This is a genomic window from Budvicia diplopodorum, from assembly GCF_009800925.1.
GTDB lineage: Bacteria > Pseudomonadota > Gammaproteobacteria > Enterobacterales > Enterobacteriaceae > Budvicia > Budvicia diplopodorum.
This window is the reverse complement of record NZ_WOYF01000003.1, coordinates 184,121-203,411: the sequence shown is the minus strand read 5'-3', so window position 1 is coordinate 203,411 and position 19,291 is coordinate 184,121. Positions and strand designations below refer to the sequence as shown.

Sequence of the window (19,291 nt, the reverse complement as noted above, 5' to 3'; positions counted from 1 at the left end):
CTATCTGTTTTAAAGCCTGCCCTCGCACCCACACACGTGAATAACTTTTTCAACAACGCTGGCCATTGCGCTTTTTGCAGGCTGCATATAATGACGAGGATCGTTGGCATTAGCATGTTCAATAAAATAGGACTTTAACGCATCAGAAAATGCAATTTTCAGCTCCGTTGCTACGTTGACTTTACAAATGCCTAACGAGATAGTTCTTTTCACATCAGCCTCCGACAAACCTGATGCGCCATGCAGTACCAGTGGAATATCAACGCAGTGACGAATTTTCTCTAAGCGGGCAAAATCCAACTTTGGTTCTGCAGTGTAAAGACCGTGGGCAGTACCAATAGCCACGGCCAGAGAGTCAATTCCGGTGCGTTGCACAAATTCAACCGCAGCTTCAGGTGAGGTGTACATGGAGTCTTTTTCATCAACGATCAGGTCATCCTCCTGACCACCAAGACGCCCAAGCTCAGCTTCAACGCTGGCGTCATAACGATGAGCGTACTCCACCACGGTATTAACCAACTCAATATTTTGCTCAAACTCAAAGTGAGAGCCGTCAATCATCACTGACCGTACGCCTTGATTCACTTTATGACTAATGTCAGACAGAGTTTCGTGATGATCCAAATGCAAAGCCAATGGGATTCGGTGCTCGGTCGCCAGTGCGCGAGTGATTGCCACTACGTTTTCCAGACCGGCATAGCTAAAAGTACCCGGCGTTCCGGCTAAAATAACCGGTGACTGCAATCGGGCGGCGGTTTCAACCACAACCTGTAAGGTTTCCAGATTATGAATATTGAAAGCAGGTACCGCATATCCACCCAGCTGAGCCTGTTTGAGCATGTTTTTACTAGAAATAATATACATTCAATACCCCTTCTCGCTTATCTGACCGTTTTTCCGTTATCTCAGTTTTTGTTTTAAAAGATTTAACGGTCCAATTGCCACCAAACTTTCAAATTGAAAGTAAATGTAGCGATAACGACGGGATAAAGCTGTGACGAATCTCTCACAGCACGAAATAACTTTCAATTTGAAAGATTAGTGGCTTTATCTCTGTAAGAGAGAAGCACTGACAAAAATGGGATAACAGCGCGAAAAATCAGGCTGGAACCGTTTGATAAATTGACAATCGTTGGCCTTAAGTTTAAAAATGAAGCATCTCACACCGCAAATAAGCAAATTGAAAGTTATATTAACCCGTGACTTTGCTTTCAATCTTACCTGACTCTCGGCGGTGTCTATTGAATAAACAGCATTAGTGGTGCTCAAGTGCCTAAAACATCTTCAAGCTTATTAAAACGCCGTTTAGAAATAGCGGAAATCGTACGCCAGCGTGGTGAAATTAAAGTTGACGATCTCTCTGCTCAGCTAAACGTCTCTGGCGTAACTATCCGAAATGATTTGAACTACTTAGAGCAACAGGGATATTTAAAACGCTCATTCGGCGGTGCCATTTACACCGCCCCACAGGTGCCGGTTCAACAGCTCAGCGCGCCGCCTCCGCAGATAGCCTTACAGAATAAAAATGTTGAACTAGAGCTGGCCCAACACTGCGCTCGGCTGGTTAATGACAGGGATACGCTATTTTTGGGCCATGGTGAGCTAACCCGAAAAATCATTCCACTGCTGGCACCGCTTAAAAAGCTTCGGCTGATTATAAATGACGTTAGCCATGTCGCACTGGCCGACGATTTTATTGATGGAGAAGTGATTTTAACCGGGGGGGTGTTAAACCGCTCCCGCAGCGTACTGTCAGGAAAAATGCTGGAATATGCCTTACAGCAATACACCATCTCACTCTGTGTTATTGAGGTCGCGTCAATCGACCTGATGGGTGAACTAACCATTGAAAATAGCTATCTGGCCCCACACTATCAGCACTTGCTAAGCAAATCTCAGCGTAAAGCCGTCATCGCGGCGCGCCCGCCGCTCAACAGTCAACAGGTTTATAACGTCAGTAATATCAACAGCATCGACGCTATCATAACCTGCCAACATGTTATTAATGATTATCAGCAACAGTTCGGAGATTCAGGTTTTATTAATCAATATACCAATAACGAATGCTTTACCTGGATCAACCGTTTGAGTTGCCAAGAATAGAGGTTAATTATGTCTGTCAGCATTTGCACTATCGGCGAGCTGATCGTCGAGTTTCTAGCTAAGCATAAAAATCAGGGATTTAGTCAACCCGGCGAGTTTTTAGGCCCGTTTCCCAGCGGTGCACCTGCCATCTATGCGGCACAGGTCGCCAAGTTAGGTTTCGAATCAACGCTGTTTAGCTGCGTAGGCAACGATGACTTTGGGCAGATGAATATTGAGCGCCTTCGCAATGAGGGGGTGAATACTGACGGTATTACGGTTATCAATAAAGCCCCAACTGGCAGTGCGTTTGTCAGCTATCGCAACCAGTTTGAACGTGATTTTATTTTTAATATTCCAAACAGCGCCTGTGGTTATCTGTCACCGGAGCATCTGGACGAATCGTTGCTTTCCCGCTGCACTCATTTCCATATTATGGGTTCATCACTGTTCTCATTTCGCATGATTGATTCGATGCGAAAAGCGATCAAAATGATTAAAAAGAATAATGGCACCGTTTCTTTCGATCCTAACGTGCGTAAAGAGATGATGAACATCCCGGAGATGCAACAAGCTTTTGATTATATTTTAGAATATACCGACATTTTTTTACCCAGCGAGGGAGAGATTCATTACTTTTCTGACCAAAAGAATGCCAGTGAAACGGATATCGTTAAACAGTTAATCAACAATGGCGTGAAGCATATAGTTATTAAACGCGGGGCCGAAGGTGCCAGCTATTATCATGCAAATCAGGAATTACACATAAAAAGCAATGCCGTGGAAATGATCGACCCTACCGGTGCAGGTGATTGCTTCGGTGCAACTTTCGTTAGCCTGTTTCTGGCCGGATATCCAGTAGAGCAAGCCCTGAAGTATGCCAACGCCAGCGGTGCGCTGGCGGTTTCTCGTTCCGGGCCAATGGAAGGAATATCCAGTATGGAAGATATCGCCAAATTCTTAGCCCGATAAGCGTTAAGCTAATAGCCGCAGTCAGGGAGTTTACCCTCACTTTCGCGGCTAAGCTTCTTTTACGAAATATCTTTATTAAAACTACCCTGCTAGCCACTTATTCCAGCTCTGGCTCACCTGCAATTTTTCTGCGGCAAAGCACTCGCCCGGCACTTTCCCCGGTTTATCCTGTAATGCTAAACGATGAATTTCATCACGCATTGTCACATAGGCTTTAGTCAGGGCGGCAGCTTCGGCTTCGTCCATAATTTGGTAGTTAGCCATCAGTTCAAATATTCGAACGTTATCCGACCAACGGGTTAGCTTAGGCTGTTCATGGGCATAGCGCAGTACCAAATACTGAGCGATAAACTCAATATCAGTAATTCCACCTTCATCGGTTTTTAAATCAAACAGTTCAGCGTCTTTATCGCTAAGATGGTTACGCATTTTCTCGCGCATTTCCCGCACGTCTTGCTTTAGCTGATTTTCGTCGCGTTTCAGGCAAAGAATTTCATGACGGGCATGATCAAACGCTTTATGCAACACGGGGTCACTATACACAATGCGAGTACGCACTAACGCCTGATGTTCCCATGTCCAAGCTTCATTACGCTGGTACTCATCAAACGCACTGATAGTACTCACCAACAGGCCCGATTCGCCGGAAGGCCGCAGCCGGGCATCAACTTCATATAAGATGCCGGAAGCCATACGGGCGCTGAACAGGTGCATAATTCGCTGAGCCAGCCGCAAATAAAACTGCCGGCCGTCAATGCTGCGCTCGCCGTCAGTGGTAATATTCTCCGGGCAATCGACCAAGAAAACCAAGTCTAAATCTGAACTGTAGCCCAGCTCAATGCCCCCAAGTTTGCCGTAAGCAATAACGGCAAAGCCCCGCCCTTCTCGGCTATACAGGTGAGTTGGCTGCCCGTAGCGCGCGGTCATCTGAAACCAGGCTTGTTGAACCACCGCACCAATAATGGCTTCGGCCAGATAGGTTAAGTGATCGCTCACTTTCATTACCGGCAGCGCACCGGCGATGTCTGCAGCAGCAATGCGCAATAGCTGAGTCTGCTTAAACTGGCGTAACGCCTCAAGTCGCTGCTCTTCATCTTCTTCAGGAACGCGCAGCAAAAACTGACGCAGTTCATCACTGTATGCGCTTAAAGGAATTGCCTGATACAGGGAGTTAACGTCTAACAGTTCATCGAGCAAAATCGGATAATGCGCCAGCTTACTGGCAACCATCGGCGATGCCGCACACAGACGAATTAAATGCGTCATTGCCGATGGATATTCCACCAGCAATTCAAGATAGGTGGTTCGGGTGACAATGCTAACAATAAGATGAGTCAGGCGAGGCAGCACGCTGTCTGCGTCGTCGCGCAGGCAAACCGCCGATAACAAGCGCGGCATTAGTTTATCCAGCACGTCGCGCCCGCGTTGGCCAATCGATCGTTTATCGATATCGTGGCGGAAGTCGTTTAGATGAGTGCCAACGTGAACGCAGGCTACATCGTCTAGCAGCGGCATCAGTACGGCCAGCTCAGCGCCGTCGAGTTCATCCTGCCAGAGCGGATTATAGCGTAAATAGTGGGGATCCTCTTCAACGTCGGGGGTATCGTCGCCGATAAGATTACTAAAAATGTCCCTGACGGCGTGCATATGTCGTTCAATCTGATGAACCAACTCATTCCAGTCGGCGCATGCCATACCGGCAGCCAAGCGGGCCCGATCCAGAGGATCCGTTGGCAGAGTCTGAGTCTGCTGATCGGCTATCGCCTGTAATAAATTCTCTAACCGGCGCAGGTACAGGTAGCTGTCGCTTAATAAATCGACCTCGTCTTGTGACAGCAACGATAGGTCAGCGATTGCCTGTAGCGTAGGCAATAACGAATTCCCCTGTAGAGCAGGCTCCCGGCCGCCGCGAATAAGCTGAAAGACCTGAGTAATAAATTCAATCTCACGAATACCGCCCGCCCCAAGTTTGATATTGTCGGCAAGCCCCCGACGACGAACTTCACGGGCAATCATGCCTTTCATATTGCGCAGAGACTGAATCACGCTAAAATCGATATAGCGGCGAAAGACAAACGGCCGCAGCATTGATTTGAGTTCCCCGCTGTATTCATCATTCGGGTCGCCCATTATGCGAGCCTTAACCATGGCATAGCGTTCCCAGTCGCGCCCTTGTTCCTGATAGTAATCTTCTAGAGCGCTAAAGCTGAACACCAGCGGCCCGCTGTCACCAAAAGGCCTCAGGCGCATATCAACCCGATAAACAAAGCCTTCCTGAGTCACCTGATCCAGAACTTTAATCAGCCGTTGCCCGAGCCGGGTAAAAAACTGGGCATTATCCAGCTCCCTACGCCCGCCGACGGTTTGGCCATTTTCCGGATAGATAAAAATCAAATCGATATCCGAAGAGAAATTCAGCTCACCGCCGCCCAACTTTCCCATCCCCAGAATAAATAGCGTCTGTGGCTTTCCTTCAACGTTAACCGGCGTTCCCCATTCCCGACAGCACAGGGCGTATAGCCAATCTCTGGCGGCAATAATAAGCGTTTCGGCTAATAAACTAAGCTGGCTAAGAACTTCAACCGTATCGAACAGGTTCTGGCTCTGGGCCCATGAAATACGGATCATCATCCTGCGGCGGAAATCTCTGATTACCCGCATTAAATCTGCTTCATCGGTGATATTTACCAACGCGGCCTGTAGCCATTCATTGTAATAGACCGCCTCGCCTAGCGACGGCGCTTGGGTATGTAGCTCTTCCCACCATTGAGGATGCTGTATCAGCCCGTCACTGACAAAATCGCTTAACGCCAGCACGATACCATCCTGCTGACTAAATGCGATAGGCTGACCTAACTGAGCTTCCAGCTGTAGCTGACGTTTAATTCGCTGAGCCTCAAGCAATGGGGAAAGAGACAACATGTTCGGTCCTTATGATACCAATGAAGTAAAACGGCTTAATCAAATATGCTGTCCGCTATTGAGCCAAAAAGGTGGTTGTTCTAATGCGGCACGTCGTAAAGCATCGCGATCGCCCTGCGGCTCAAGCAGCCGCAGCCACCCGTGAATAAAAGGCAGGGAATGGGACTGCTCATAGGCACCGGCCAACATATAAAAACTGATAATTTGCTTCTCAAGCCGGACTTGCCGATCGCTGTAGCCATCGCTGGTCAACGGCTTAGTAAATGACTCTTTAAGCTCAGAAAGACAACGGGACATAGTGACATCAGCAAAGCGTTTAAAAGACCCTGAAAGCTTGTCTTTCGATTTGTTATCCACAAACATCCGCCAACCCTTGTTCATCATCCAGGCCATCAGCGCTAGCTTTAACTGCAGATAATCTGGCCGATAGCAAAAAGCGTCAGCCGAACATTTTGTTCCCAGCAGTTCTTCTAACTCACTCAGCCGTTCCCGCAGTGGGGCCGTTGCCTTGCGCGGGATAATTCCACCAAAAACGGTTAAAATTTGACGTATTGCAGTCAATGAACGAAGAATCAACTTCTGGGCTTTTGTATTACCTTCAAACCAGCGTTCTTCATATTCTTGCCATTGAGAAAGCGCCCACTCCAGACAGGCTTCCAGCCCCTGTTCTACGGTTATTTTAGCCGGAGGAACCAGCACGGACATCTCCGTTAATTCGTCTGGTACAGCGCCACTCAACAGCCGATACCCACGGGCAGCTTTGCTTTGGCTACCTAAGCGCAACCCTTCCACCGTAGCCAATTGTTGTGCCAGTGCCAGCATATCGGCCGCATTACCCTGTTTAAGCTCCAGCTCTAGCTCGCCTATCCCTTCTGTCTGTTCACCGGCAGAAATTGAACCATGATCTAACGCGATTTCGATCTGACTTTGCTGATAATTCACCAGCCAAATCTGGCGTTGGAAGTTCGTGGTAAACAGCGGCTTCAGCGCTGATTTTAACGCTGAAATATCGGTACCTTGCGGCCACACGTCTGGCGGAAACAGATCGATGTTCAGATCGCTATCGGGTAATGGGATATTGTATTCAGGCCGATGAACGATACCGTTAACCACTTTTCCGCCGCTTTTCAGCGTCATTTCGTGATTATCATTACATCCTCTTACTCTTAAACCGAAACGGTAGGAACGCAGTAAACCGGCGTCAGTATCATAGTAAACGTTGATCAAGTTCAGCGTTTCATTATGCTGAACCTTTAATCCGGACAACGCTTCAGGCAGTGCAGCTAAAGCAGCCGGAGTAGCAACAAATTTCAGTTCTATTTCAACGGTCATAGGGGGTTTCCGCGGTCAATATATCGATAAAGTCGGGCGACGTTCGGTCGTATCACCAGTGTAGCAATTTACGCTAATATTTATGTGAAAAATCACTCACTTTGTTGTACTTGGCCTACCATAACAAGGTTTTTACATTGCACCCTAACTCCGAACCCTCTACTATCCATATATACGCAAATTCTAAACAAGATAAAAATACAGACAATGCTTATATTAAGATCACTTCATACCATTTTACTGACATCACTGGCGCTTACTGCGTTTACCGTCAATGCAACTGAAACCCGTTACGTTACGGAAGATTTCTCGACTTCTCTGCGCACCGGCCCTGGTGATAACTATAAAGTTGCCGGAACGATCGGCGCGGGCGAAAAAGTTGAGCTCTTAAGCAGCAGCAATAAATATGCTCAAATAACCGATAGCCGCGGCCGTACGGTTTGGATCCAGCAAGACCAACTGACCGCTGAGCCAAGCTCAAAAACTCAGGTTCCTTTTCTTGAACAACGGGTTAAAGAGTTAACCGAAAAGCTGGCTTCAGTCGACAGCGATTGGAATAAACGCACCTCAGACATGCGCCAGAAAGTTGACAGCAGCGACGGTGTGATTAACGGGCTGAAGCAGGAAAACCAACAGCTGAAAGATGAGCTGGTTTCAGCACAACAAAAAGTCAGCGACATCAGCGTTCAGCTCGATGACAAACAGCGGGCCATCATTCAACAGTGGTTTATGTATGGCGGTGGCATTGCCGGTCTTGGCCTGATTTTAGGATTAATCCTGCCTTATCTGATCCCTCGCCGCAAAAAAGATCGCTGGATGAATTAATCAACCTTGATTTAGTTTGATTCAATCAATTAAAACGCCGGCGCAGTTGTCCGGCGTTTTAATTACTTCAGATTAACAATATGCTGGCCAACGGAAATAATCAGGCAAAATGGGTATATAGCAATATTTCGGAGATGATGTGAAAACTTATCTTGTTGGCGGCGCGGTCCGCGACCAATTATTAGGCTTACCGACCCACGAGTACGATTGGGTTGTTGTCGGAGCCACCGCAGAAGAGATGCTTGCTCAGGGTTATCAGCAGGTCGGAAAAGACTTTCCGGTATTTCTTCACCCACAAACCCACGATGAACATGCGCTAGCCCGCACCGAGCGTAAATCGGGTACTGGCTATACGGGTTTTACCTGCCACGCAGCGCCGGATGTCACTCTGGAAGAAGATTTACTGCGCCGGGATTTAACCATCAATGCCATTGCAAAAGATGATGACGGTAGCTTGATCGACCCCTATAACGGGCGGCAAGATCTGGAACAGCGCATTTTGCGCCATGTCTCTCCGGCATTCAGTGAGGATCCGCTGCGGGTTCTGCGGGTTGCCCGCTTTGCCGCTCGGTTTGCCCACCTTAGGTTCACCATTGCGCCCGAAACGCTGAATTTGATGAAGCAAATCGTCAACGGCGGTGAAATTGCAAATCTCACCCCAGAGCGCGTATGGAAAGAGAGCGAAAAAGCGCTGGCAACTCAAAGCCCTCAGGCGTTTTTTCAAGTACTTCGCGATTGCGGTGCACTGGCCGTGCTATTTCCAGAAATTGATAATCTATTTGGCGTTCCAGCGCCTGAAAAATGGCACCCAGAGATAGATACCGGTATTCACGTTTTGCTGGTGCTGGAAGTTGCCGCTCAGATATCTGACGATATCGACGTTCGCTTTTCTGCTTTATTGCATGACGTTGGTAAGGGCGCTACGCCAAAAGAGTTGTGGCCTCACCACCATGGTCACGGTCTGACGGGCGTCAGGCTGGTAGAAAATATCTGCCAGCGGTTTAAAATTCCAGCCAATACCAAAGAGCTGGCCCGTTTGGTTTCTGAATTTCACGATCAAATTCATACCATTTATAAGCTACGGCCCGCAACGTTATTAAACTTATTGAATGCCATCGATGTATGGCGTAAGCCGCACAGGCTCGAGCAAATGGCGCTGGTCAGCGAAGCTGATTTTCGCGGCCGTACCGGCTGGCAGAATAAAGCCTATCCTCAGGCTAACTACCTTAAGCAGGCTTATGCGGTGGCTAACGCAGTTTCGGTTCAAGAAATTATCGCGGCGGGTTATAGCGGTGCTGACATAAAAGAACAGTTGAATCAACGGCGAACGGCCGCTTTAGAGCAATGGAAAAATGCCCATATTCAGAGTGAATAACGGCACTATAGACCCGGCGCATACGGTGGCGTAGCGTATGCCAATGTCTCTGTTATTCCTTAAGACCGTCCGGCATAAAAAAATAAAGCCTCAGGTTTCTGAGACTTTATTTTTTACTAATGCAATTGTCTAAAGGAAAACGAAATAAATCACACCGGCAATAAAAAAACGATAAATGGCAAACGGAATAAACGAGAACCGTTTGATAAAACTCAGGAAGGTCTTAATCGCCAGTAGTGCCACAATAAATGCCGTAAAAAAGCCCACCGCAAACATGGGTAAATCACCCGAAACCAGCTGACTAAAACTCTTATACAACACCAATGCCGTTGCGCCTAACATCATCGGCACCGCCAGAATAAACGAGAATTCTGAGGCTGCATAACGGCTTACGCCAATTAGCATTCCGCCGGAAATGGTAGCACCCGAACGGGAAAAGCCGGGCCATAGCGCTAAACACTGAAAACAGCCAATAATAAAAGCCTGACGATAGGTCATATCATCTATCCCTTCAGCCCGAGGCTTTTTAGGTTTCAGTATTTCCGCCGCAATCAATAATAAACCACCGGCAATCAGCGCATATACCACGGTTTTAGTACCAAACAGATACTCTTTAATATCATCATGAAGGGCAAATCCGGTAATAACCGCAGGCAGCATACCAAGAATAATATGTCCCAACGTCAGCCGCCCTTTGCCTTTCCCCTCATGAGGAACGTCACCAAAATGAATACCAATCAGGCCAAATAGCCGACGCCAGAAAACCACAACTACTGCTAAAATAGAGCCCAGTTGAATAACCACTTCAAAAGTGGAAGCTTTATCACCGGTGAATCCTAAAAGCTCACCGACAATAATCATATGCCCGGTAGACGAAACGGGAAGGAACTCAGTTAACCCTTCAACGATTCCGAGAATACACGCAATTAGCAACGTGTGAAGATCCGACATTTATTGTATTCCTTGCCAAAAATAGAAGTAAAACAAAAGTGTATAGCCAAAAACTTAAGACATTATTAATGCTATAGAACAAATATAACTGACAGAAACTTTTTTTGTTTCATTTCGTAATCATTGTTCTGCGCATATATTTTTAAACCATCGCTTAATGTCGTAGCCGATATGCTGTATGACTCTCAGCGCGAGCCGCGTTCAATGATAACTCCGACCTGCTTTGCGGCGGCAACGGCGCCGGGCTTACTGACTTTTATTTTGATCCACGGAATGGAAAAACGCTGCATCAATAAATCAGCTACTTCTTCTGCCACTCGCTCAACTAAGGCAAAACGTTCGTTTTCAACCTTTTTAATTACAGCGTCGCTTACGTCGGCATAGCTAAGACAATCTTCAACGTTATCGCTAGCGGCTGCTTTACGGTTATCCCAACCCATTTCGATATCGAACACTAACCGCTGGCGGATAGTCTGCTCCCAATCGTAAACACCAATAGTTGTGAGTACATTGAGCCGTTCTATAAATACAATATCCATCACATGATTCTCAGTTTTTCAATTAAGCCATACCACTTCTGGCGGAATTTGCGTATTATCCACACAAGTAGAGAGTAAAACGACAACTATTAGATGGAATCGAAATTATGAGTGCTATCGCGCTTGGCATGATCATTATCGCCTATCTATGCGGCTCAATATCCAGCGCAGTGTTGGTATGTCGACTAGCCAAACTGCCCGATCCTCGTGAAAACGGTTCCGGTAATCCTGGTGCAACTAACGTATTGCGAATCGGTGGGAAATCAGCCGCTGCGGCAGTGTTAATTTTTGATGTCTTAAAAGGCATGCTGCCAGTATGGGTAGCTTACAAGCTAGAGTTGTCTCCACTCTACCTCGGCCTAACGGCAATTGCTGCCTGCCTGGGTCATATCTATCCGGTATTCTTCCATTTCCGCGGCGGTAAAGGTGTTGCAACCGCATTTGGTGCCATTGCTCCAATCGGCTGGGATCTCACCGGCCTGATGACCGGAACCTGGTTGCTCACGGTATTACTCAGCGGTTACTCATCTCTCGGAGCCATTATCAGCGCGCTGATTGCCCCGTTCTATACTTGGTGGTTTAAGCCGCAGTTTACCTTTCCGGTCGCCATGCTCTCCTGCCTGGTGCTTATCCGCCATCATGACAACATTCAGCGCCTGTGGCGCGGTCAGGAAGGCAAAATTTGGGATCGATTCAGAAAAAAGAAAACTGAAGAAACCCATACCGAATCAGAAAAACAATCCTCAAAAGAGCAGGACAAGCCTTAACCAACGGCGGGCAACTGCTCCAGCGGCCAACGTGGTCGAACAGAAATCGCCAGCCCGCTGTTTTCTCCCGCTTTCAGCCTCACCATACCTGCGTAGGCAATCATCGCGCCGTTATCAGTACAGAACTCAGGACGGGCGTAAAAAACCTCACCGCGACGCTGTTCCATCATGGCGGCCAGCTTACTGCGTAACGTTTGGTTAGCGCTGACTCCACCGGCCATAACCAAGCGGCTGAATCCGGTTTGCTCCAGCGCACGCTTACATTTGATTGCCAAAGTATCGACCACCGCATCTTCAAACGCTCGGGCAATATCCGCTTTGGTTTGTTCATCATCACCAGACTGGCGAATGGTATTCGCCGCGAAGGTTTTTAACCCGGAGAAGCTAAAATCTAACCCCGGACGGTCGGTCATTGGTCGGGGAAAAATAAAGCGCCCGGCAATACCCTGCTGTGCCATTTTCGACAACAGCGGCCCGCCAGGATAGTCTAAACCCAGCAGCTTCGCCGTTTTATCAAAGGCTTCGCCGGCCGCATCATCAATAGATTCGCCCAGCAGTTGATACTCACCAATGCCGGTAACGCTAATGAGCTGAGTGTGACCACCGGAAACCAGCAAAGCGACAAACGGAAACGCCGGCGGGTTATCTTCCAGCATTGGTGCCAATAAATGGCCTTCCATATGATGAACCGGAATCGCCGGAACATCCCAAGCCATTGCCAATGCGCGGCCAACGGTCGCACCAACTAACAGAGCCCCGACTAATCCAGGCCCAGCGGTATAGGCAACGCCATCGATGTCGGAAGCGGTCAAATGAGCCTGTTTTAGCGCCGCCTGAATAAGAGGCACCGTTTTGCGCACGTGATCCCGTGACGCCAGCTCGGGCACCACGCCACCGTAATCCGCATGTAGCTTAACCTGACTATAAAGCTGGTCAGCCAGAAGCCCCATTTTATCGTCATATATTGCTACGCCGGTTTCATCACACGACGTTTCTATACCTAGTATGCGCATAGCCCGTTAAACAGCCTCTGTATTCATTGATCGATACGTTGGTTTTCTCAAACTAAAAAGGCGCTTAGCCGCTAGAAAACCGATCCCACAGGTCTTGAATAATACCACAGGCAGGCGTCTCTAGACCAAGAATCACCGGCTTCAAGAAAAATGATGCTGAAATATAATCAAATAGCGGAATTTCTTCACTAATTTAGATAAACTATCGTACAAGCGGCTTATGCACACCGTATAGTCTCGGTATGCAGCGCTTCTATTTTCCTACCCAACGCATAACCAATTAATTTGATTGAGATAGAAATGACTAAAGCTCAAAATGTTAAACGTGGAATAACTTCTTTGGCATTGCTGAGTGCGCTGGCAATAAGCGGCTGCAGCTCAAGCAATCCTAATGATAATCTGCCTTCTCCTGCGAAAACCGCAGGCGTTCCGGATCGGGCATCAAATCAAACTTATAAACAAAACGCACAAACTGGTCCTGAAATTCTCATGTCAGCCGGGCAAAACAACGGTAGCTATAACAATATGCGCCGCTCATTCGTTCACGAAAGCATGCCAGAAAAAGGCAGTATCCGGCTTGCTGAATGGGTTAACTTTTTCTCTTATAACTACCCGAAATCGCAGGGTAGAATCCCACTGTCAGCAATGACTGAAGCCTCACAAACGCCTTGGGATAAAAACACTAGATTACTGCGTATTGCAGTGAAATCTGACGATGTCAAAGCGGCTGAACGCCCTTCGGCTAATCTGTCGGTATTTGTTGGTACAGACGGCTCAGATCTAGCATTAATCAAACAAAGCCTGACTCAACTGGCAAATCAGCTGAGAGCGCAAGATAGCCTGTCGATCGTGACTACCTCCGGAGAAAAAGGCGTTTTGTTAGCACCAACCTCCGGTGCAGAAAAAGACAAGATCCTGTCGGCTATCGGTAATATCTCCAGCGGAAAGGCAGGAAAAGACAGCGAGCGCATGGCTCAGGCCTATAATTTAGTGACAGAACGCTATATTCAAGGCGGTATTAACCGCGTAATTCTGGCCGGAAACAGCAATTTTAATGCTGGTTTTACAGATATCCAAAGCGTTCAAAACTTCTTTAGCCAGCCACAAAGTTCAACTATTTCACTCACTGCTCTGGGCTTTGGCGTAAGCCAGTTCCAGCCTTCTTCACTGGCTGACATCGCCTATGAAAGCAACGGTGTTTATGCTTATATCGATAACCAACGTGATGCAGATAAACTGTGGAATGAGCAGCTGAACTCAACCCAAACGCTGGTAGCAAAAGAATTTGCTATTAACGTCGAGTTTAACCCTAACTACGTAAAAGCTTATCGTCTGCTGGGCTACCAGTCAGAGCAGGACAACGGTTCTGCCAGTAAAGGTGCCGTCTTGACAGGCCAAACCTTAACCGCCTTATACGAAGTGGTCCCGGTTGGTGCAAACGATAGCTGGTCTAGCCCTTCTTACAGCCCGGTTTATAGACCTGAAGCAAACACCATGCTACGTTCGACCCAAGAGATGGCGATGGTTCATATACGTTATAGGCAGCCTAACGGTGCTAGCCAACGCGTTGAAATGCCGGTTTCTGCTTCCCAAATGAATACCGCGCTCAATAACAGCAGTCAGGATTTCCGCTTTGCCGCCGCCGTTGCCGCTTTTGCCCAACAGCTAAAAGACAACGGAGCAACAACGGGGCAGTTCACGCTGGATGACACGCTGAAATTGGCCAATGAAGCTAAAGGTAGCGACAAGTTTGAATTACACAGTGAATTTATTCAGTTAGTTGAGTCGGCGAAGAGCCAACTTCCGGATTCTTCGCCGATCAAAGGCAAAGCGGTAAAATAATTTATTGCTGAAATAATCGGTTATCAGCGTGTATGATGGCCGATTATTTCGGGTAATTACGTTGTGGTTGCAGTTAATACAATGAAAAAAGCCATTTTCCCCAATCTCTGATGAACGAATCGGTAACAGGGGTTTACAAGCAGGCCATATTCGCAGTAGAATTCCGCACCATTTTGAATATAGCTGGCACAGCGCCAGCAGCTAAACCGATTTTTATCGAGGTGAGAGGCACATGCCGGTAATTAAAGTACGTGAAAACGAGCCATTTGACGTAGCATTACGTCGTTTCAAACGTTCATGCGAAAAAGCAGGTATCTTGGCAGAAGTTCGTAGCCGTGAATTCTACGAAAAGCCAACTACAGAACGTAAGCGCGCTAAAGCTTCTGCGGTGAAACGCCACGCGAAGAAATTAGCTCGTGAAAACGCACGCCGCACCCGCCTGTATTAATTTCTTCCGGATTAGTCCGAACGCGCAATTAATGCGCAGGTTGGTCTTTTAGCTAGAGCTAGTTATAGCTAACTGCATATAAGTATGCCGTGCCTTCTGGAAGGAAAGCGCGGCTTATTCTCATTTATAGATTTGCGAATTTGAGGCTTAATGGCAGGACGAATCCCACGCGTATTTATTAATGACTTGCTGGCCCGAACGGATATCGTCGATCTGATAGATGCCCGCGTGAAGCTAAAAAAGCAAGGCAAAAATTATCACGCCTGTTGTCCATTCCATAACGAAAAAACCCCCTCTTTTACCGTAAACGGTGAGAAACAGTTTTACCACTGCTTTGGCTGTGGAGCTCACGGCAATGCCGTTGATTTCCTGATGAATTTCGATCGACTGGAGTTTGTCGAAAGCATCGAAGAACTGGCCAGTATGCACAGTCTGGAGGTTCCTTACGAATCCGGTACTGGCAGCAGCCAGCTTGAACGGCATCAAAGGCAAAGTCTCTATCAACTGATGGAACCGCTTGCCCAGTTTTACCAAGAATCACTAAACCAACCACAGTCGCAGGATGCTCGTAATTATCTCGCTCAGCGGGGCTTATCCGACGATATAGTACAGCGCTTTGCCATTGGCTTTTCTCCTGCCGGTTGGGATAACGTATTAAAACGTTTTGGCCGCTCGGTAGAAAACCGGGAATCGCTCAGCGATGCCGGTATGTTAGTGACTAACGATAACGGTCGTACCTATGACCGCTTTCGTGAACGAATTATGTTTCCTATCCGCGATAAACGCGGTCGGGTCATCGCATTTGGTGGGCGTATTTTAGGCAGCGGAACGCCAAAATACCTTAACTCACCGGAAACAGAAATATTCCATAAAGGCCGCCAGCTCTACGGCCTTTATGAAGCACAGCTAAACAATAACCAACTCAGTAAACTATTGGTCGTTGAAGGGTATATGGACGTTGTCGCACTGGCTCAGTTCGGCATCGACTATGCGGTCGCCTCATTAGGAACCTCAACAACGGCTGAGCATATTCAGCTACTGTTTCGCAGCACGGATAACGTCATTTGCTGCTACGATGGTGATAATGCTGGGCGAGAAGCCGCTTGGCGGGCGTTAGAAACTGCTCTACCCTACTTAACCGATGGCCGTCAGCTACGCTTCATGTTTTTACCTGATGGAGAAGATCCTGACACGCTGGTACGAAAAGAGGGTAAAGAGGCATTCCAACTGCGATTAGAACAAGCCCAACCACTTTCTACCTTTTTATTTGATACACTAATGCCGCAGGTTGACCTCAGCTCACCCGACGGACGTGCTAAACTGAGCACACTGGCGCTGCCATTGATTACCAAAGTTCCCGGTGAGACTCTGCGTTTATATCTGCGTCAACAGTTGGGCCAAAAGCTGGGCATACTTGATGACAGCCAGCTTGATAAGCTGATGCCAAAACAGCTTGAGACTGAACAGAGTAATTATCAGGCACCGAAGCTAAAACGCACAACTATGCGTATACTGATAGGATTGCTGATTCAACGGCCACGGCTAGCCACCCAAATACCGTCAATCCAAGGGCTGGAACAAACCGGTCTGGCAGGAATCGAATTATTTATTGAGCTGGTTAATACCTGTTTAGCTCAGCCTGGCTTAACTACCGGGCAGCTTTTAGAGTTATACCGTGGTAATAAATTTAGCCAACAGCTTGAAACCTTAGCAACATGGAACCACATGATTGTAGAGGACATGATTGAAGAAACTTTTCTTGATACGTTGGGCAAACTGTATGATTCAGTATTAGAACAACGTCAGGAAGAGCTTATTGCTCGTGACAGAACGCACGGGTTAAGTTCAGAAGAGCGTAAAGAGCTATGGTCGTTGAATATGGCCTTGGCTAAAAAAGATTAGTTTTATACTTAATATGTTTCGAGTTGCAGGAAGGCAACCAGTGAGTGAATCCCGATGAGCTGACTAAAGTCAGTGATTCGGGTGAGCAAGCACCTGTAACTTGAAAGATGACGGGTATACCTATTTCCGGCTTAAGTGCCGAACATTGCGGGGAATAAATCCCGCGTATAGCTGTATTAAAGGCGACAGCTGATAAAAATAGCCCGACTACTTATCATTACCGGCTTAGCCGATAAAACTTAAATACTCTGAAGTGTGGATACCGTCTTATGGAGCAAAACCCGCAGTCACAGCTTAAACTTCTTGTTACCCTGGGCAAGGAGCAAGGCTACCTGACCTATGCTCAGGTCAATGACCATCTGCCAGAAGATATCATCGACTCAGATCAGATCGAAGACATCATTCAGATGATCAATGATATGGGTATTCAGGTTATGGAAATAGCACCTGATGCCGACGATCTTATGCTGGCAGAAAACACTGCAGATACCGATGAAGACGCTGCAGAAGCTGCCGCACAGGTGCTGTCCAGCGTTGAATCTGAAATTGGACGGACAACCGACCCCGTACGCATGTACATGCGCGAAATGGGCACCGTTGAACTATTAACCCGCGAAGGCGAGATCGATATTGCGAAGCGTATCGAAGAAGGTATCAATCAGGTGCAGTGCTCTGTTGCAGAGTACCCTGAAGCAATTACCTACCTGCTAGAGCAATACGATCGCGTTGAGACCGGCGAAACTCGCCTGTCTGACATTATTACTGCCTTTATCGATCCGAACGCAGACGACACCATCGGGCCCACAGCAACCCACGTTGGATCTGAATTGTCCACTGAAGAGCAGGATGACGATGAAGATGAAGATGCCGACGATGATGCCGATGAAGATATCGGAATCGATCCAGAGCTGGCTCGCGAAAAATTCAACGATCTGCGTGAACAATATGAAGCCACTCGCATAGCGATTAAAGAGCACGGCCGCAGCCACTGTAAAGCGGTTGAAGAGATCTTAAAGCTATCAGAAGTATTCAAGCAGTTCCGTCTGGTACCAAAGCAGTTTGATTACCTCGTCAACAATATGCGTCAGATGATGGACCGTGTGCGTACTCAAGAGCGCCTAATCCTAAAGCTATGCGTTGAACAAAGTAAAATGCCGAAGAAAAACTTCGTTACGCTGTTTGCCGGTAATGAAACCAGCCCGACTTGGTTTACCACTGCGCTAACCATGGGTAAGCCTTGGTCTGAAAAACTAAAAGAAGTAAGCGAAGACGTTGAACGTAGCGTACAAAAGCTGCGTTTAATCGAAGAAGAAACGGGTTTAACCATCGAGCAGGTTAAAGACATTAACCGTCGTATGTCTATCGGTGAAGCGAAAGCGCGCCGTGCGAAGAAAGAGATGGTTGAAGCTAACTTACGTCTGGTTATCTCTATTGCCAAAAAATACACCAACCGTGGCCTTCAGTTCTTGGATCTGATTCAAGAAGGTAATATCGGTCTAATGAAGGCAGTCGATAAGTTTGAATACCGCCGCGGTTATAAATTCTCGACCTATGCAACATGGTGGATCCGTCAGGCTATCACCCGTTCGATTGCCGATCAGGCGCGCACCATTCGTATTCCGGTGCATATGATTGAAACTATCAATAAACTCAATCGTATTTCACGCCAGATGCTGCAAGAAATGGGGCGTGAACCGCTGCCTGAAGAGCTGGCTGAGCGTATGCTAATGCCGGAAGACAAAATCCGTAAAGTGCTGAAAATAGCCAAAGAGCCAATCTCCATGGAAACGCCAATCGGCGACGATGAAGATTCGCATCTGGGTGATTTTATCGAGGACACCACCCTCGAACTGCCGCTGGATTCTGCAACTTCCGAAAGCCTGCGTTCTGCAACGCACGACGTGCTGGCGGGCTTAACGGCTCGTGAAGCGAAAGTTCTACGTATGCGTTTCGGTATCGATATGAACACTGACCACACCTTAGAAGAAGTGGGTAAACAGTTCGACGTAACCCGTGAGCGTATTCGTCAGATCGAAGCTAAAGCACTGCGTAAATTGCGCCATCCAAGCCGTTCAGAAGTTCTGCGCAGCTTCTTGGATGACTAGTACATTGGTGAAGTAATCGTAATGTAATAGTAAAAAACCCGCTCCAGCGGGTTTTTTTATTATGAACGAGCCACAGAATATCGGTAATCATAATTGCTCAACCATTTTATGGGCTAAATCACGCACGACCGATACTGCCCATAAACATAACGGCTTACAACTGTTCATAAAACCAACGGTTACACCACGCAGCTATGGACGAAAGGATAATGATTA

15 protein-coding genes are annotated in these 19,291 nt (G+C 47.4%); 9 read left to right on the top strand and 6 right to left on the bottom strand.

The window, feature by feature from the left end:
* Window positions 1-9 precede the first annotated feature (9 nt).
* The gene (locus GVI43_RS04900) at window positions 10-864 is read right to left on the bottom strand and encodes a tagatose bisphosphate family class II aldolase (protein ID WP_159565704.1); all 855 of its coding nucleotides are present in this window, start codon (window positions 862-864) and stop codon (window positions 10-12) included.
* Window positions 865-1,269: 405 nt separating this feature from the next.
* On the opposite strand from GVI43_RS04900, the gene GVI43_RS04895 reads away from it, so the two are divergent.
* Window positions 1,270-2,103, top strand: a complete 834-nt coding sequence (locus GVI43_RS04895) for a DeoR/GlpR family DNA-binding transcription regulator (protein ID WP_159565702.1) — start codon at window positions 1,270-1,272, stop codon at window positions 2,101-2,103.
* A gap of 9 nt (window positions 2,104-2,112) precedes the next feature.
* A complete protein-coding gene (locus GVI43_RS04890) occupies window positions 2,113-3,054 on the top strand; it encodes a sugar kinase (RefSeq protein ID WP_159565700.1) in 942 nt (313 codons plus the stop codon).
* Between the two features lie 81 nt (window positions 3,055-3,135).
* Here the strand turns inward: GVI43_RS04890 and glnE are convergent, their stop codons facing one another.
* A complete protein-coding gene (glnE, locus tag GVI43_RS04885; RefSeq protein WP_159565698.1) occupies window positions 3,136-5,976 on the bottom strand; it encodes a bifunctional [glutamate--ammonia ligase]-adenylyl-L-tyrosine phosphorylase/[glutamate--ammonia-ligase] adenylyltransferase in 2,841 nt (946 codons plus the stop codon).
* A 39-nt stretch (window positions 5,977-6,015) separates the two neighbouring features.
* The gene (locus GVI43_RS04880; protein WP_159565696.1) at window positions 6,016-7,308 is read right to left on the bottom strand and encodes a CYTH domain-containing protein; all 1,293 of its coding nucleotides are present in this window, start codon (window positions 7,306-7,308) and stop codon (window positions 6,016-6,018) included.
* Between the two features lie 207 nt (window positions 7,309-7,515).
* On the opposite strand from GVI43_RS04880, the gene GVI43_RS04875 reads away from it, so the two are divergent.
* Together GVI43_RS04875 and GVI43_RS04870 are read left to right on the top strand one after the other, a co-directional pair.
* Window positions 7,516-8,133 (top strand): TIGR04211 family SH3 domain-containing protein, encoded by a 618-nt coding sequence (locus GVI43_RS04875; RefSeq protein WP_159565694.1) that lies wholly within the window; start codon window positions 7,516-7,518, stop codon window positions 8,131-8,133.
* Window positions 8,134-8,272: 139 nt separating this feature from the next.
* Window positions 8,273-9,508, top strand: a complete 1,236-nt coding sequence (locus GVI43_RS04870) for a multifunctional CCA addition/repair protein (protein ID WP_159565692.1) — start codon at window positions 8,273-8,275, stop codon at window positions 9,506-9,508.
* 129 nt (window positions 9,509-9,637) lie between these two features.
* Here GVI43_RS04870 and bacA read toward each other — a convergent pair whose 3' ends face one another.
* Together bacA and folB are read right to left on the bottom strand one after the other, a co-directional pair.
* Window positions 9,638-10,459 (bottom strand): undecaprenyl-diphosphate phosphatase, encoded by an 822-nt coding sequence (gene bacA / locus GVI43_RS04865; RefSeq protein ID WP_159565690.1) that lies wholly within the window; start codon window positions 10,457-10,459, stop codon window positions 9,638-9,640.
* A 185-nt stretch (window positions 10,460-10,644) separates the two neighbouring features.
* Entirely contained in the window at window positions 10,645-10,998 is a 354-nt protein-coding gene (gene folB, locus GVI43_RS04860; RefSeq protein WP_159565874.1) for a bifunctional dihydroneopterin aldolase/7,8-dihydroneopterin epimerase, read from the bottom strand.
* Between the two features lie 107 nt (window positions 10,999-11,105).
* Between folB and plsY the strand changes: the two genes are divergently transcribed.
* Entirely contained in the window at window positions 11,106-11,765 is a 660-nt protein-coding gene (plsY, locus tag GVI43_RS04855) for a glycerol-3-phosphate 1-O-acyltransferase PlsY (protein ID WP_159565688.1), read from the top strand.
* Here the strand turns inward: plsY and tsaD are convergent.
* Window positions 11,762-12,778: a tRNA (adenosine(37)-N6)-threonylcarbamoyltransferase complex transferase subunit TsaD gene (gene tsaD, locus GVI43_RS04850; RefSeq protein ID WP_159565686.1), complete on the bottom strand. Its 1,017-nt coding sequence runs from the start codon at window positions 12,776-12,778 to the stop codon at window positions 11,762-11,764. The genes plsY and tsaD overlap by 4 nt on opposite strands.
* A 300-nt stretch (window positions 12,779-13,078) precedes the next feature.
* Here tsaD and GVI43_RS04845 point away from each other — a divergent pair, with 300 nt between their 5' ends.
* The 4 genes from GVI43_RS04845 to rpoD all read left to right on the top strand — a co-directional run bounded on the left by GVI43_RS04845 (window position 13,079) and on the right by rpoD (window position 19,075).
* Window positions 13,079-14,620: a vWA domain-containing protein gene (locus GVI43_RS04845; RefSeq protein ID WP_159565684.1), complete on the top strand. Its 1,542-nt coding sequence runs from the start codon at window positions 13,079-13,081 to the stop codon at window positions 14,618-14,620.
* A 232-nt stretch (window positions 14,621-14,852) separates the two neighbouring features.
* Window positions 14,853-15,068, top strand: a complete 216-nt coding sequence (gene rpsU, locus GVI43_RS04840) for a 30S ribosomal protein S21 (protein ID WP_027275017.1) — start codon at window positions 14,853-14,855, stop codon at window positions 15,066-15,068.
* Window positions 15,069-15,218: 150 nt separating this feature from the next.
* Entirely contained in the window at window positions 15,219-16,970 is a 1,752-nt protein-coding gene (dnaG, locus tag GVI43_RS04835) for a DNA primase (protein WP_159565682.1), read from the top strand.
* A gap of 269 nt (window positions 16,971-17,239) precedes the next feature.
* Window positions 17,240-19,075: an RNA polymerase sigma factor RpoD gene (gene rpoD / locus GVI43_RS04830; protein ID WP_159565680.1), complete on the top strand. Its 1,836-nt coding sequence runs from the start codon at window positions 17,240-17,242 to the stop codon at window positions 19,073-19,075.
* The last annotated feature ends 216 nt before the right edge of the window (window positions 19,076-19,291 follow it).

Coding starts and splice junctions, on each gene's coding strand:
- GVI43_RS04900 (WP_159565704.1), bottom strand. CDS start 864: ATGTATATTATTTCTAGTAAAAACATGCTCAAACAGGCTCAGCTGGGT.
- GVI43_RS04890 (WP_159565700.1), top strand. CDS start 2,113: ATGTCTGTCAGCATTTGCACTATCGGCGAGCTGATCGTCGAGTTTCTA.
- glnE (WP_159565698.1), bottom strand. CDS start 5,976: ATGTTGTCTCTTTCCCCATTGCTTGAGGCTCAGCGAATTAAACGTCAG.
- GVI43_RS04880 (WP_159565696.1), bottom strand. CDS start 7,308: ATGACCGTTGAAATAGAACTGAAATTTGTTGCTACTCCGGCTGCTTTA.
- GVI43_RS04875 (WP_159565694.1), top strand. CDS start 7,516: ATGCTTATATTAAGATCACTTCATACCATTTTACTGACATCACTGGCG.
- bacA (WP_159565690.1), bottom strand. CDS start 10,459: ATGTCGGATCTTCACACGTTGCTAATTGCGTGTATTCTCGGAATCGTT.
- folB (WP_159565874.1), bottom strand. CDS start 10,998: ATGGATATTGTATTTATAGAACGGCTCAATGTACTCACAACTATTGGT.
- plsY (WP_159565688.1), top strand. CDS start 11,106: ATGAGTGCTATCGCGCTTGGCATGATCATTATCGCCTATCTATGCGGC.
- tsaD (WP_159565686.1), bottom strand. CDS start 12,778: ATGCGCATACTAGGTATAGAAACGTCGTGTGATGAAACCGGCGTAGCA.
- GVI43_RS04845 (WP_159565684.1), top strand. CDS start 13,079: ATGACTAAAGCTCAAAATGTTAAACGTGGAATAACTTCTTTGGCATTG.
- rpsU (WP_027275017.1), top strand. CDS start 14,853: ATGCCGGTAATTAAAGTACGTGAAAACGAGCCATTTGACGTAGCATTA.
- dnaG (WP_159565682.1), top strand. CDS start 15,219: ATGGCAGGACGAATCCCACGCGTATTTATTAATGACTTGCTGGCCCGA.
- rpoD (WP_159565680.1), top strand. CDS start 17,240: ATGGAGCAAAACCCGCAGTCACAGCTTAAACTTCTTGTTACCCTGGGC.